The organism is Ruegeria sp. F12, from assembly GCF_056533885.1.
The window spans coordinates 1-12,212 of the sequence record NZ_JBQFOV010000010.1 but is presented as its reverse complement, the minus strand read 5'-3'; the positions used below and the strand labels follow the sequence as shown (position 1 = coordinate 12,212).

Annotated in this window: 15 protein-coding genes and 2 pseudogenes; 11 read left to right on the top strand and 6 right to left on the bottom strand. The window is 58.5% G+C overall.

From position 1 onward, the window contains the following. Positions 1-14: 14 nt before the first annotated feature. From ACR0CA_RS13820 to ACR0CA_RS13805, 4 genes and pseudogenes are all read left to right on the top strand, one after another. The gene (locus tag ACR0CA_RS13820) at positions 15-635 is read left to right on the top strand and encodes an SCO family protein (RefSeq protein WP_480899644.1); all 621 of its coding nucleotides are present in this window, start codon (positions 15-17) and stop codon (positions 633-635) included. An 86-nt stretch (positions 636-721) separates the two neighbouring features. Beyond that, a complete protein-coding gene (locus ACR0CA_RS13815; RefSeq protein WP_170771283.1) occupies positions 722-1,276 on the top strand; it encodes an ActR/PrrA/RegA family redox response regulator transcription factor in 555 nt (184 codons plus the stop codon). A 14-nt stretch (positions 1,277-1,290) separates the two neighbouring features. Continuing rightward, positions 1,291-1,796: pseudogene (locus ACR0CA_RS13810) on the top strand (DUF2199 domain-containing protein). Between the two features lie 101 nt (positions 1,797-1,897). Continuing rightward, on the top strand, positions 1,898-2,269 hold the full coding sequence (locus ACR0CA_RS13805) for a VOC family protein (protein WP_170771279.1): 372 nt from the start codon (positions 1,898-1,900) through the stop codon (positions 2,267-2,269). Here ACR0CA_RS13805 and ACR0CA_RS13800 read toward each other — a convergent pair. Then, positions 2,266-2,859, bottom strand: coding sequence for an HD domain-containing protein (locus ACR0CA_RS13800; RefSeq protein ID WP_170771277.1), 594 nt, complete (start codon positions 2,857-2,859; stop codon positions 2,266-2,268). The genes ACR0CA_RS13805 and ACR0CA_RS13800 overlap by 4 nt on opposite strands. Before the next feature lie 205 nt (positions 2,860-3,064). Between ACR0CA_RS13800 and ACR0CA_RS13795 the strand changes: the two genes are divergently transcribed. The 3 genes from ACR0CA_RS13795 to ACR0CA_RS13785 all read left to right on the top strand — a co-directional run bounded on the left by ACR0CA_RS13795 (position 3,065) and on the right by ACR0CA_RS13785 (position 5,635). Next, the gene (locus ACR0CA_RS13795; protein WP_170771275.1) at positions 3,065-3,385 is read left to right on the top strand and encodes a hypothetical protein; all 321 of its coding nucleotides are present in this window, start codon (positions 3,065-3,067) and stop codon (positions 3,383-3,385) included. A 101-nt stretch (positions 3,386-3,486) separates the two neighbouring features. Further along, positions 3,487-4,875 carry an adenosylhomocysteinase gene (gene ahcY, locus ACR0CA_RS13790; RefSeq protein WP_170771582.1) on the top strand — a complete coding sequence of 463 codons (1,389 nt, stop codon included), beginning with the start codon at positions 3,487-3,489 and terminating at the stop codon, positions 4,873-4,875. Positions 4,876-4,888: 13 nt separating this feature from the next. Next, entirely contained in the window at positions 4,889-5,635 is a 747-nt protein-coding gene (locus ACR0CA_RS13785; protein ID WP_170790180.1) for an extensin-like domain-containing protein, read from the top strand. Positions 5,636-5,667: 32 nt separating this feature from the next. Here ACR0CA_RS13785 and ACR0CA_RS13780 read toward each other — a convergent pair whose 3' ends face one another. Continuing rightward, positions 5,668-6,744 (bottom strand): L-dopachrome tautomerase-related protein, encoded by a 1,077-nt coding sequence (locus tag ACR0CA_RS13780; protein ID WP_480859464.1) that lies wholly within the window; start codon positions 6,742-6,744, stop codon positions 5,668-5,670. A 92-nt stretch (positions 6,745-6,836) separates the two neighbouring features. Here ACR0CA_RS13780 and ACR0CA_RS13775 point away from each other — a divergent pair, with 92 nt between their 5' ends. After that, positions 6,837-7,712 (top strand): LysR family transcriptional regulator, encoded by an 876-nt coding sequence (locus tag ACR0CA_RS13775; protein WP_480899640.1) that lies wholly within the window; start codon positions 6,837-6,839, stop codon positions 7,710-7,712. Between the two features lie 124 nt (positions 7,713-7,836). Further along, the gene (locus ACR0CA_RS13770; RefSeq protein ID WP_170771266.1) at positions 7,837-8,178 is read left to right on the top strand and encodes a DUF2853 family protein; all 342 of its coding nucleotides are present in this window, start codon (positions 7,837-7,839) and stop codon (positions 8,176-8,178) included. Positions 8,179-8,382: 204 nt separating this feature from the next. Here ACR0CA_RS13770 and ACR0CA_RS13765 read toward each other — a convergent pair whose 3' ends face one another. Genes ACR0CA_RS13765 through tsaD form a run of 4 tightly spaced genes read right to left on the bottom strand, consistent with a single transcriptional unit; the run spans position 8,383 to position 11,123 of the window. Further along, on the bottom strand, positions 8,383-8,805 hold the full coding sequence (locus ACR0CA_RS13765) for an EVE domain-containing protein (protein ID WP_170771264.1): 423 nt from the start codon (positions 8,803-8,805) through the stop codon (positions 8,383-8,385). Then, entirely contained in the window at positions 8,805-9,074 is a 270-nt protein-coding gene (locus ACR0CA_RS13760; RefSeq protein ID WP_170771262.1) for a YciI family protein, read from the bottom strand. Before ACR0CA_RS13760 ends, ACR0CA_RS13765 begins: the two co-directional genes overlap by 1 nt. Position 9,075: 1 nt before the next feature. Beyond that, a complete protein-coding gene (locus ACR0CA_RS13755; RefSeq protein WP_480899638.1) occupies positions 9,076-10,032 on the bottom strand; it encodes an NAD(P)H-dependent glycerol-3-phosphate dehydrogenase in 957 nt (318 codons plus the stop codon). Beyond that, on the bottom strand, positions 10,029-11,123 hold the full coding sequence (gene tsaD, locus ACR0CA_RS13750; RefSeq protein WP_480899637.1) for a tRNA (adenosine(37)-N6)-threonylcarbamoyltransferase complex transferase subunit TsaD: 1,095 nt from the start codon (positions 11,121-11,123) through the stop codon (positions 10,029-10,031). The genes ACR0CA_RS13755 and tsaD overlap by 4 nt, the downstream gene beginning before the upstream one ends. Positions 11,124-11,220: 97 nt before the next feature. Between tsaD and ACR0CA_RS13745 the strand changes: the two genes are divergently transcribed. After that, complete coding sequence (locus ACR0CA_RS13745; protein WP_480899635.1) at positions 11,221-11,934, top strand: uroporphyrinogen-III synthase; 714 nt, start codon at positions 11,221-11,223, stop codon at positions 11,932-11,934. 54 nt (positions 11,935-11,988) lie between these two features. After that, positions 11,989-12,212 (top strand): annotated as a pseudogene (locus tag ACR0CA_RS13740) (hypothetical protein); the annotation flags it as partial.

Here is a 12,212-nt window from a genome sequence, read left to right as displayed (position 1 = left end):
TTAGGATTGATGCTATGGTCCGCCTTTACGCCATTCTCGCCGCTGTTGTTCTTGCCATAGGTCTGGGGGCTATGTGGTTGCTGACGCGCGGAGCCGGTTCGGACGACAAGTTCGCGCAATGCCGGTCCAGCCAGATCGCAGGCGGCACCGCCGCCATTGGTGGACCGTTCGAGCTGATCAACGGCGAAGGTCAAACCGTCACCGATACCGACGTGATCACCGAACCCACGCTGGTCTATTTCGGCTACACCTTCTGCCCCGATGTCTGCCCCTTCGATATGTCCCGCAATGCCGAGGCCGTGGATATTTTGGAAACCCGCGGCCAGTCGGTGACGCCGCTGTTCATCTCGATCGATCCGGACCGCGACACGCCCGAAGTTGTGGCTGACTATGCCTTCAACCTGGGTGGAAAGACCATCGCTCTGACCGGTTCGGCCGAACAGGTCAAGGCTGCGAGCCAAGCTTACAAGACCTATTACAAGGCCCATGACAAAAGCGACGAATACTATCTGGTCGATCATTCCACCTTTACTTATCTGGTCACCCCTCAGGACGGGTTTATCGAGTTTTTCAACCGGAATGACACAGCCCAGCAGATGGCGGATAAGGTCGGGTGCTTCCTGGACAAGATCTAGGACTTAATGGCCTGTTTGACCTTTGCCTTGGCGCTGCTATTACTCAGTACCAAGCCAACGGCGTGAAATAGCGGAAAGAATAGAATATGGCGGACAGCTCTGACCTGGATATCGGCCCGGATAAATCCCTGCTTCTGGTGGATGATGACGAGCCCTTTCTGAGACGTCTGGCCAAGGCCATGGAAAAGCGCGGTTTCGAGGTTGAGACCGCAGGCTCGGTCGCCGCAGGACGGGCCATTTCCACCGCCCGCCCACCTGCCTACGCGGTTGTGGATTTGCGGCTTGAGGATGGCAACGGGCTGGACGTGGTCGAAGTGCTGCGTGAAAAGCGCCCCGACAGCCGGGTCGTGGTTCTGACCGGCTATGGCGCTATTGCTACTGCCGTGGCCGCCGTAAAGATTGGCGCGACCGACTACCTGTCGAAACCCGCCGATGCCACCGACATCACCAATGCGCTGCTGACCAAAGATGACGAGCTGCCGCCGCCCCCGGAAAACCCTATGAGCGCCGACCGCGTACGTTGGGAGCATATCCAGAGGGTCTATGAACTGTGTGACCGGAACGTCTCGGAAACCGCGAGGCGGCTGAACATGCACCGCCGGACGTTGCAGCGAATTTTGGCGAAGCGCAGCCCGCGGTGAAGCGGATTTTTTGAATGTCATTCAGCTTTAAGTGTAAAACTTGCGGCGAGAGACATGAAGGTCTTCCGAGTTTCGGGCCCGAGGCTCCACTAAGCTACGCGGTTTTGGACGAAGAAGACCAAAAATCACGCGCCGAGCTTGGCACTGATGATTGCATCATTGATGATCAATACTATTTTGTTCGGGGTAGGTTGCAGCTCCCTATCATAGGACAAACTGAACCCTTTGTATGGTTGGTCTGGTGTTCATTAAGCCTAGACAGTTATGCGCAATGGCGAGAAATGTTTGGTGAAAAAAGCGAGCGCATGTTGGCCCATTTTTTGGTTGGTTGAATGTTCAGCTCCCCTTTTATGAGGACACTTTGAATCTTGCTACTTCTGTTCAATTGGTTGACGCTGGATCCCGACCGCTCGTCATAGTTCACGAAGCAGACAACCAGCTATACTTCGATCAGCGTGACGGGCTGTCCCAGGCAAAGTTGGAAATGATGGTCCACGACCTTTTGCATCCGGAACTGTAATTTTCGGAAACCTCATGTCACAGCTTCGTGACTTGCACCTCTGCGCCCTGAGACCAAGTGTTCGCTTCTGGAAAACACTTAACAAGACAGGAACTTCATAGATGATCGGCTATGTGACCATCGGCGTCTCGGATATGGAACGCGCGAAGAAATTCTATACGGAACTGCTTTCGGATCGCGGCGCAAAGGTGGTCAACGATGTAGGGCGCATCGCGTTTATCGGAACCAAACCCGGAGAGGCGATGTTGGCCGTCTGCGAGCCCTATGACGGAAATGAATGCTCTGTTGGCAATGGCGTCATGATCTCGTTTGCCGCCGAATCCGAGGATGAGATCAAAACGCTCTATAATAAAGCCCTCAGCCTTGGTGCAACCGATGAAGGCGCGCCGGGTGTCCGTGTGCCGGGTCGGTTCACTGGCGCTTATGTGCGAGACCACGACGGCAACAAAATCTGCTTTTATATGTTTGCTTAAAGCTGTGCCAAGAGGGCGGCGTGTCTGTCCGTGTAAGCACGCCGTACCTCGATCGGGGGGCGCAGAACGATGTTCAGCCCCTCCATCGCGGTCTTGTCGGGGTGTCCAAAAAACTTCGTCGCCTCGGCCTCGGAAAAGCCTGCGATCTGCGTGGCCTCCATCCAGGCGCTGATCTTGTCGGCCTTTTTTATCTGACGCTTCACCGTTTTCGGCATGGCGGCGGGCAGGCCGAACCGAATGTGGATCGCCGCGGCCAACCGGTCATCCAGCGCGCCATAGTCGGGACCGACGGCGGATTTGACTGGAGAAATCATATCTCCAATCACGTATTCGGGGGCGTCATGTAACAAAGCAGCCAACCGCCATTTGACCGGAGCCTTCGGGGCGATGCGGCCATAGAGTTCTTCGACCAGCAGCGAATGTTCGGCCACGGAATAAGCAAAATCCCCTGCCGTCTGACCGTTCCAGCGCGCCACAAAGGCCAGTCCATGGGCGATATCTTCGATCTCGATATCCACCGGGGTCGGATCCAGCAGATCCAGCCTGCGGCCAGACAGCATCCTCTGCCATGCGCGGGGTTGTGTTGCCATTATACCATGCCTTGTCCGAACAGCCGCGATTGCGCCGCAATTTTGTGGTATGGTTTACCTGTCAAGATCACCAGCTGCCAACTTTTTCTTGAGCATTCGTGCTTTGAACAAGTGCGCGGTGATACCGACATGAAGTACCGAGGGGGGCGCATGCTTCTCCCGGTGTGCCCCTCTCGATTGAAACCAGAATCGAAAGGAGCTTGTTATGTTCAAGCGTTTGTTTGGAATTGCACTGGCCTTTGGCATGGCCGCCACTGCCCCTCCGGCGTTTGCCCAGCAGCAAAGTTGTGCGCAACGTGACCACGTGATCGCCAAGCTACAAGACAGCTATTCGGAACAGCTGGCGTTTGGCGGATTGCAGAAATCACGCGGCGGGCAATCGGTGATGGAGGTTTGGACCTCACGGGAAACGGGAAGCTATACCGTTTTGGTGACCCATGCGAACGGCCTGAGTTGTATCGTCGCCGTTGGCACCGATTTTTTCGAAGCGATCCCCAAGATCAAGGTAGAAGGCACGCCTAGCTAAGTTTGGCGCATAAAATCCCGTTTCCGGCCATCTGCGTTGCCACGTCCCCAAAGGGATGCTAGGGGCAACCCGGACCAAGATTTACCGGAATGGAGTACCTGATGGCCGGGGACTATATCGTCAAAGACATTTCATTGGCCGGGTTCGGCCGCAAAGAGCTGGATATTGCCGAAACCGAGATGCCGGGGCTGATGTCCCTGCGTGCGGAATATGGCGAAAGCAAGCCGCTAAGCGGTGCGCGGATCGTCGGCTCTCTGCACATGACCATCCAAACCGCTGTTCTGATCGAAACGCTGGTGGCGCTGGGCGCGGATGTGCGCTGGGCGTCGTGCAACATCTTCTCGACCCAAGACCATGCTGCCGCTGCGATTGCCGAGGCCGGTATCCCCGTCTTCGCCATCAAAGGCCAGACGCTGGAAGAACATTGGGATTATCTGGACAAGTCCTTCCTGTTCGACGAAGGCCCGAACATGATCCTGGACGATGGCGGCGACGCGACGCTGTACATCCTGCTGGGCGCGCGTGCCGAAGCGGGCGAAGACATCATCCCCGTTCCGGGTTCGGAAGAGGAAGAGGTGATCAAGAAGCAGATCGCCAAGCGCATGGCCGCAAGTCCGGGCTGGTTCACCAAGATGCGCGATCAGATCCAGGGTGTGTCTGAGGAAACCACCACCGGCGTGAACCGCCTGTATCAACTGGTCAAAGACGGCCACCTGCCGTTCCCGGCAATCAACGTCAATGACTCGGTCACCAAATCGAAGTTTGACAACAAATATGGCTGTAAGGAATCGCTGGTTGACGGTATCCGCCGCGCTACCGACACCATGATGGCCGGCAAGGTTGCCGTCGTCTGCGGCTATGGCGACGTAGGCAAGGGGTCGGCCGCCTCACTGCGCGGTGCCGGTGCCCGGGTGAAAGTCACTGAGGTTGATCCGATCTGCGCGCTACAGGCCGCGATGGACGGGTTCGAGGTGACACTGCTGGAAGACGAAGTTTCCAGCGCGGATATCTTCATCACCACCACCGGCAACAAGGATGTGATCCGCATCGAGCATATGCGCGAGATGAAGGATATGGCCATCGTCGGCAACATTGGCCACTTCGACAACGAAATTCAGGTGGCCAGCCTGAAGAACCACAAGTGGACCAACATCAAAGAACAGGTGGACATGATCGAGATGCCCTCGGGCAATCGTCTGATCCTGCTGTCCGAAGGCCGGTTGCTGAACCTCGGCAACGCCACGGGCCACCCCTCCTTCGTGATGTCGGCGTCCTTCACCAACCAGGTTCTGGCGCAGATCGAGCTGTTTACCAAGGGTGATGAGTACGAAAACAAGGTCTATATCCTGCCAAAGCATCTGGATGAAAAAGTCGCGCGTCTGCATCTGGACCGGATCGGCGTGAAGCTGACCCAGATGGATAGCGAACAGGCGGCCTATATCGGCGTGAAACCCGAAGGCCCCTATAAGCCCGAGCACTACCGCTATTGATCGCGGATCGGGTATGACGAAACGCACAGGACGCCGCCGGTTCACGCAACTGGCGGCGTCTTTCTTTTCCATCATCGTATTTCTATTTCTTGTTGGCTCTGCCGGATTCCTTCTGGTGACACACCCGAAGTCACCCTTGCCTGACCATTGGAACCCCCTGCGCGATCTGTCGATTACGGCCCCGGTTACTCTGGTTACGCGGTTTCAGTTGAACCGTGCTTTGGCGGATGGGGCGCAATGCAAGGCGGTACTGTCTGCGGACGAAGTGGCGTTTGCTGAGATGGAGGATTTGGTCGTCGATCAGAATTGCGGGATCAGCGGACGGGGCCTTCTGTCGCGCGTTGTTACCGCAGATGTCCGAGGGGTCGAAACGCGCTGTACCACAGCTCTGCGTCTTGCCATGTGGGAACATCACGTGGTTCAGCCTGCTGCGCGGGACATTTTGGGTACTGAGGCGCGTGCTCTGCGGCACCTGGGCAGCTATAACTGCCGCCGGATGCGGACCGCGCAGGGGCAGGACAGCCGATGGAGCAGTCATGCAACTGCAGATTCCATTGATATCGTGGGGGTCGATCTGGCCGATGGACGCACACTAAACCTGTTGCGCGACTGGCCAACTGAAGGGCCCGAATCCGAATTCCTACGCCAGATCGGGCAGGGCGCTTGTGATTGGTTCCGGGTGGTGCTGAGCCCCAATTTCAACAAGCTGCACGCGGACCACTTCCATTTGCAGGGGCCGGGCTGGGGCTATTGCAGATAATCCGGCCCCGAGAACCGGGGCCGGAGATTGGCTTAGCGTCCGCTGACCGCATCAGCCAGCGATTTGAACCGAACGATCTTGTAGATACCCTTCGAGGCATCCTCGCCATTGTTCAGTACGGGCGAGCGGTGCAGCTCGTTAATCGTGGCATAGACATACCCGTCAGCACCGATCGAAAATCCGTCAGGCCACGGCAATTCATCGTCCGACTGGAACAGCACTTCATAGCTGCCATCCGGCTTGGTGACGCCCAGCGCATTGTCGGTCATCGCAGTGATATAGACATTGCCGCCGGTATCCACGGTCGACCCATCCGAAATCGGCTTGTCGCCATAGCGTTCAACCTTGGCCTCTAGATCGGCATCTGATAGGCTTTCATCCAGCAGCGCGGCGGTGGGGATGCGGTACATCGCACTTGCCGTCATTGGGGCGAAATAGACCCATGTGTTGGTCGGATCGACTGTGATCGGGTTGATGCCAATCTTGGCCGGATTGCCGCCCAGCGTGATCTCGCGCCCGTCAATCACCATCGGCGTATCTTCGGGGATCGTGTATTGCGACCCCTCCAGAACGCGCCGCGCGCGCCCTGTATCCAGATCAACCACAATAATGGCCGAGTTCTGCCCGTCGCCTGTATCTGAGATGTAGATAGCCCCGTGATCGCGGTCTACAGCCAGATCATTCAGGAATGAGGTCGGCCGCGCCACAGGCGCACCGATATAATGGATCGCGTGCAGGGTTTCGGTTTTGGTGTCCCAGCCGACGACGCGCCCGGTCTGGTTTTCTCCCTGACCATCCAGCATCCAAAGGATACCATCTCGATCCGCACGCAGGCCCAAAACGCCGTTCAACCCATCCGCATCGTCGTTGGGTGCGCGGGCCCAGTCTTCGGTCGGGTAAGGCTTGGTGGAGCCATCAGGCATCACCTCAACCACGCGCAATTCAGGGCCGTAGAATTCATGCACCGACATGAACATGCGCCCATCCGGGCCAATGGCCAGATTGCCCGGGGGCATGGCCTTTTCAAACTCAAGATAAGTTTCCAACTCGGCTGCTGCGGCGGGCAAGGCCAGCGCAAGCGCGCATGTGGCTGCGTAAAGTGATTTCATCAGGTCCTCCTCTGGTCGTGATCCAGCAGATACCATTTGAAATTTTCCGCGATAACTGGCTCAATCTTGAAACCAGCGTTAGGAAATTTCGAATGTATCATGTGAATGACCTACTGACCTTTGTCTCGGTCGCGAAAACCGGCGGCGTGGGGTCCGCCGCCAAAGCGCAGGGGATCTCGGCGGCGACAGTCAGCCATCGCATCACGAAACTTGAGGAGGTTCTGAACCTCAAACTCTTTCACCGTAACAGCCGCAAAGTCCAACTGACCGATGAGGGGTTGATCTTTCTGGACCGGATCGAACCACTTTTGGCCGATCTGCGCGAGGCCGAACTGGATGCCGGCAGCGGCAGCGGAGCATTGCGCGGGCATCTACGCGTCACGCTTTCCCCGTGGATTCTGTCGCGCTTCATCATGCCGGTGATGAGCTCGTTTCAGGCCGAAAACCCGGACCTGACGGTCGAGTTTCTGGCCGTTGACCGCTATGTCTCGCTGGTGGATGAGGGGATAGACTGCGCGATCCGGGTGGGGCGGCTGGCTGACAGCACGCTAAAGGCGCGCAAGCTCAGCGACAATGACCGGATCATCTGTGCTGCGCCCTCGTTTTGCGACACGCATGGCATGCCGCGTTCAGTCGAGGACCTGCGCGTGATGCGCTGGGCATGCCTGCCGTGGCAGACGCGGCTGGATATAACGGACGGACATAGCGCCACATTATTCACGATCCCGCGCGGCATTGCCGTGTCAAACTCGGACATGCTGACCGAGGCGGCAGTACAGGGGTTGGGACTGGCCGTTAAGTCTCGGTTGGCCGTGCAACGTGAACTGGAAAACGGCGCTTTGATCGAGGTTCTGCCTGGGTGCCTGCGGTCTCCTGATGCGCCGATTTCCTTCGTGCATGCGGGCAGCACCACCGCCGGGCGCAAGGTGCGGGCGTTCTCGGAATTGGCAAGCCGCGCCTTCCATTAAAGCGCTGCGGGGGGAAACCCGCTAAATTTCCCCTTTGTGGCCTGCATCCGACATATTAACCTATCTGCACGTGTTTCAAGGTTTCACACAACAGCGGCCCTGCCGCCTTACCGGAGAGTTATTCATGGGAAAACGCGACGAGTTGATCGCCAAATATGCCGAAGATCTGAAATCCAAATGCGGTATGGATGCCGATATGGATCTGTTGACCAAGGTCACGATTGGCTGCGGCCCGGCGATTTACGATGCAGATGCCTCGACCGTGGCGGCAACGCAGGACGGTGAGATCGAGACGGTCAAGAACAATTTCCTGATCAAGAAACTGGGCCTGTCGGACGGCCCTGCGCTGGACGAGGCAATTCAGTCGGTGCTGGAGACCTATGGCCAGTCCGAGCGTAACAAATACCGCGCGGTCGTCTACTACATGCTGACCAAGCATTTTGGCAAAGAGTCGGTCTACGGCTGATGACAAACGCGCCCGTCCCTGTGACGGGCGTTTTCAATTTTAGGTACTTGGTGTTTGTATGCGCGGCTGCAAACGGCTAATGTCTGGATGTGACCAGGACGGTCAGAACCAATAGATTTCTATACGCGTGTGGTGAGTCGGGAGCACGCGGGGTAGGGAAGGTTCTGCATCGTCGGAACCTTCCCTTTATTATTCTGCCTGCGACTATTCGGCCGGGGTCTGCCCCAGATCGCAGATCACCTGCCATTCGGCATCTGTGACCGGTTGAACCGACAGGCGCGAGTTCTTGACCAGCACCATCGCGCCCAATCGTTCGTCGGCCTTGATCTGGTCCAGCGTGACCGGCGTTGCAAAGGGCCGAACCGCTTTGATATCCACACATTCCCAGCGTTCGTCATCGGTGGTGCTATCGGGATGGGCGGCGGCGCAGACCTCGACAATGCCGACGATCGCCTTGTCCTTTTGCGAGTGGTAAAAGAACCCCCGGTCGCCCACTTCCATCTGACGCATGAAATTGCGCGCCTGATAGTTGCGCACGCCGTCCCATTCCTCGCCTGCGTCCCCTTTGGCGACCTGTTGGTCCCAGCTCCAGGTCGAGGGTTCGGACTTGAACAGCCAATATGCCATCAGCCGACGACCTTCTTCCAGGCAATCAGATCGACGGACTGGAACAACCCCGCCTTGGCATAGGGATCATTGTCAGCCCAGCTTTGGGCGGCAGCCATGTCTTCCACCTCAAGGATGATCAGCGAGCCTATCATTGCGTCGCCATCCAACAGGGGTCCAGCCTGTGCAACGACACCGGTTTCTTCGATGTAAGCCAGGTGGTCGGCGCGATTGTCCAGCCGGGTTTGCAATGCGCCGTCCTTGTCACGGGCGATCAGAGCGATGAGCATATTATTCCTCCTTCAGGGGTCTGTTGAGCAGGGTTTCGATGGCTTGCATGACGCTGTAGGTGCCCTGGCTAAGATCTGCCACCGTGGCGCTGATGGGCATGTCCAGACCTTCGGCTTTCGCGATATCCGACATCGCGCGGGCGGTGGCGACACCTTCGACCGTGGTGGTACTGTCAAATGGCTGTTTTCGACCTAAACAAAGGCCAAATCGGTAATTTCTGGACAGTTCAGATGAGCAGGTCAATACCAGATCGCCCAGTCCAGACAGGCCCATCAAGGTCTCGGACCGCGCGCCACGCATCAGGGCAAAACGCTGCATTTCAGCAAATCCCCGCGTCATCAGCGCAGCGCGGGCGCTGTCGCCCAAACCGGCTCCGATCGCTGCTCCGCAAGCGATGGCCATGACGTTTTTCAACGCGCCGCCCAGTTCCGCCCCGATCAGATCTGTGGTGCGGTACAGGCGCAGGTTCGCCGTGGTCAGGTCATGCTGTAGCTCATGCGCATCCTCAGCGCAGGCCAGCGTCAGCGCGGTGGGCAATCCGCGTGCGATATCATCGGCAAAGCTCGGGCCGGTCAGCAGGGCAAGGCGCGCGTCGGGAATGGTCTGGCGGATGACCGAGATCGGACCCAGCCCTGTGGACAGTTCAATCCCCTTGCAGCAAGCCACCAGCGTTTTCCCGGTCAGAACCTCGGCGTGATCCTCTAACGCGCCACGCAGTTTCTGCATCGGAACCGAGACCAGCAATATCTGGCTTTCCGCAGCCTGCGTGATGTTAGAGGTTACAGTGATCGCATCTGGCAAAGCCACACCCGGCAGTCGTGCCGCGTTTTCACGCGTAGTGAGCATCGCCCGCGCCTGTTCCGAGTCCCGCGCCCACAGCGTCACCGGCCCGTTCCCCGCCAATGAGATCGCCAGCGCTGTGCCAAACGCGCCCGAACCCAGAACGGACACGCTCATGCCTTGGCCCCTTTCTTGCCGCTGCCCAGCATGGCGGGGCTGGTCTGGTCCAGGGGCCAGCGGGGTCGCGCGGTCAGGTCCAACCCGTCGCGCGCGCCGGTGCGAAACCGCTCGATCCCTGCATAGGCGATCATGGCGGCGTTGTCGGTGCACAGGGCCAGTGGCGGTGCGGTGAAACGCGCGCCTTTCTCAACACAAACATCCTCTAACGCAAAGCGAATGGCTGAATTTGCTGCGACGCCTCCGGCCACGGCAATCACCGGCTCCGCGGGGTTTTCGTCCAAATACAGATCCATCGCGCGGCGGGTTTTCTCTGCCAGTGTATCCACGATGGCTTGCTGAAATCCGGCGCAAAGGTCGGCGCGGTCCTGACGGGTCAGCCCACCTTTCTCGGCCACGACCTGATCGCGCATCCGCATCAGTGCAGTCTTCAGGCCCGAAAAAGACAGATCACATCCGGGGCGGTCCAACAAAGGCCGCGGAAAGCGGAACCGTTTGGGATCACCTGCGCGGGCCTCGGTTTCTACCGAAGGGCCACCCGGTTGCGGCAGTCCCAACAGGCGGGCGGTTTTGTCGAACGCCTCACCCGGCGCGTCGTCGATCGTGCCGCCCAAACGGGTAAAGCGGTCCGGCCCGTGGGCGATCAGGTATTGGCAATGCCCGCCCGAAACCAGCAGCATTAGGTAAGGAAACGCGATCCCGTCGGTCAGGCGCGGCGTCAGCGCGTGGCCTGCCAGATGGTTCACCCCGATCAAAGGCAACCCGGTTGCCGCACTGATCCCCTTTGCGCACATGACGCCGGACATGACGCCTCCGATCAGGCCCGGCCCAGCGGTTACTGCGACGGCATCGATGTCGGACAGGCCCAGCCCGGCATCCGCCAGTGCCTGCACGACGCAGGTATCCAGCTTCTCGGCATGGGCACGGGCGGCAATCTCGGGCACGACGCCGCCAAAGGCGCTATGCAGCTCGGTTTGGCCATGCACGACAGACGACAAAACCTCGGCCCCGTTTTCGCCATGGCGCACAACGGCGGCGGCTGTGTCGTCACAGCTGCTTTCCAACCCGAGGACAGTAAGTGTTTGCACCATTGGCCTGATCCGTTACACCTTGGTTGCCAAGCGGGGTATCACCCTGCGCGGATGCAAACAATCCCAAGGCCCAAGGCGCCGAACGTTGTATTTGTTGATGACCCGCCCGCGCGCGGCCTCTGAAAGGTTCGTCGCGCAGCTTCCGACCCGCGTCAGGTCTCGGGTGCAGGTCATCTATTCCCCGATTCTGGAAATCAAACCCCTGCCGGTGAGCACGGATATGCGCGGCGTGCAGGGTCTGATCTTTACCTCGGCCAATGCGGTGAACGCGGCGGCCTCAATGGGGGTTGATCGGTCGCTGCCGGCTTTTTGCGTCGGACCGGCGACAACCGGGACGGCCAAGGGCGTCGGATGGGACGCGCAATTGTTGGGCCAGACCGCCGAGGAGTTAATCGCAGCCCTTTTGCAAACCCGCCCGCTCAGTCCGCTACTGCACCTGCGCGGCGAGCACAGCCGGGGCAATATTGCCGAGCGGCTGACCGAATCCGGCCTGACCGTGCGCGAACAGCCCGTTTACCAGCAAAACCTGTTACCGCTGACACCGGAGGCGACTGCCGCAGCAAACGGCAAATCCGCTGTTTTGGCTCCAATATTTTCGCCCAGAACGGCGCGACATTTTGCCGACATCTGGCGCGGTTCTGCCCCGCTTTGGGTGGCTGCCATCAGCCAGGCCACCGCCGAACCCCTTTATTCTTTGCCCTATGCGCGGTTGAAGGTCGCGAAAGAGCCGACACCAAAGAAAATGCGTAAGGCCGTTAAAAAACTTGTGAAACATGCGTTGCGGGTTGAGGGCGACGTGGCCACCGACTAACTTGACTGGGTCTGTTGTTCCAAGCATTTCGGATTCGATAAGGGGAATATTGCGGTGGCTGGTAAGAAGAAGTCCGATCAAAAACCGGTGGATGACCCCAAGTTGGAGGAGGCGGTCGATGCTGTTTCCGTATCTGACGAAGCATCGGTTGACGAGGTCGCAGCGCTAGACGAGGCCCCTTCCGAAGCCGAAGCCGAAGCCGAAGCCGAAGCCGAAGCCGAAGCCGAAGCCGAAGCCGAAGCCGAAGCCGAAGCCGAAGCCGAAGCCGAAGCCGAAGC

Bases quoted from the DNA above. Each gene is read 5' to 3' on its own strand.
- ACR0CA_RS13820 (WP_480899644.1), top strand. From the start codon at position 15: ATGGTCCGCCTTTACGCCATTCTCGCCGCTGTTGTTCTTGCCATAGGT.
- ACR0CA_RS13815 (WP_170771283.1), top strand. From the start codon at position 722: ATGGCGGACAGCTCTGACCTGGATATCGGCCCGGATAAATCCCTGCTT.
- ACR0CA_RS13805 (WP_170771279.1), top strand. From the start codon at position 1,898: ATGATCGGCTATGTGACCATCGGCGTCTCGGATATGGAACGCGCGAAG.
- ACR0CA_RS13800 (WP_170771277.1), bottom strand. From the start codon at position 2,859: ATGGCAACACAACCCCGCGCATGGCAGAGGATGCTGTCTGGCCGCAGG.
- ACR0CA_RS13795 (WP_170771275.1), top strand. From the start codon at position 3,065: ATGTTCAAGCGTTTGTTTGGAATTGCACTGGCCTTTGGCATGGCCGCC.
- ahcY (WP_170771582.1), top strand. From the start codon at position 3,487: ATGGCCGGGGACTATATCGTCAAAGACATTTCATTGGCCGGGTTCGGC.
- ACR0CA_RS13785 (WP_170790180.1), top strand. From the start codon at position 4,889: ATGACGAAACGCACAGGACGCCGCCGGTTCACGCAACTGGCGGCGTCT.
- ACR0CA_RS13780 (WP_480859464.1), bottom strand. From the start codon at position 6,744: ATGAAATCACTTTACGCAGCCACATGCGCGCTTGCGCTGGCCTTGCCC.
- ACR0CA_RS13775 (WP_480899640.1), top strand. From the start codon at position 6,837: ATGTATCATGTGAATGACCTACTGACCTTTGTCTCGGTCGCGAAAACC.
- ACR0CA_RS13770 (WP_170771266.1), top strand. From the start codon at position 7,837: ATGGGAAAACGCGACGAGTTGATCGCCAAATATGCCGAAGATCTGAAA.
- ACR0CA_RS13765 (WP_170771264.1), bottom strand. From the start codon at position 8,805: ATGGCATATTGGCTGTTCAAGTCCGAACCCTCGACCTGGAGCTGGGAC.
- ACR0CA_RS13760 (WP_170771262.1), bottom strand. From the start codon at position 9,074: ATGCTCATCGCTCTGATCGCCCGTGACAAGGACGGCGCATTGCAAACC.
- ACR0CA_RS13755 (WP_480899638.1), bottom strand. From the start codon at position 10,032: ATGAGCGTGTCCGTTCTGGGTTCGGGCGCGTTTGGCACAGCGCTGGCG.
- tsaD (WP_480899637.1), bottom strand. From the start codon at position 11,123: ATGGTGCAAACACTTACTGTCCTCGGGTTGGAAAGCAGCTGTGACGAC.
- ACR0CA_RS13745 (WP_480899635.1), top strand. From the start codon at position 11,221: ATGACCCGCCCGCGCGCGGCCTCTGAAAGGTTCGTCGCGCAGCTTCCG.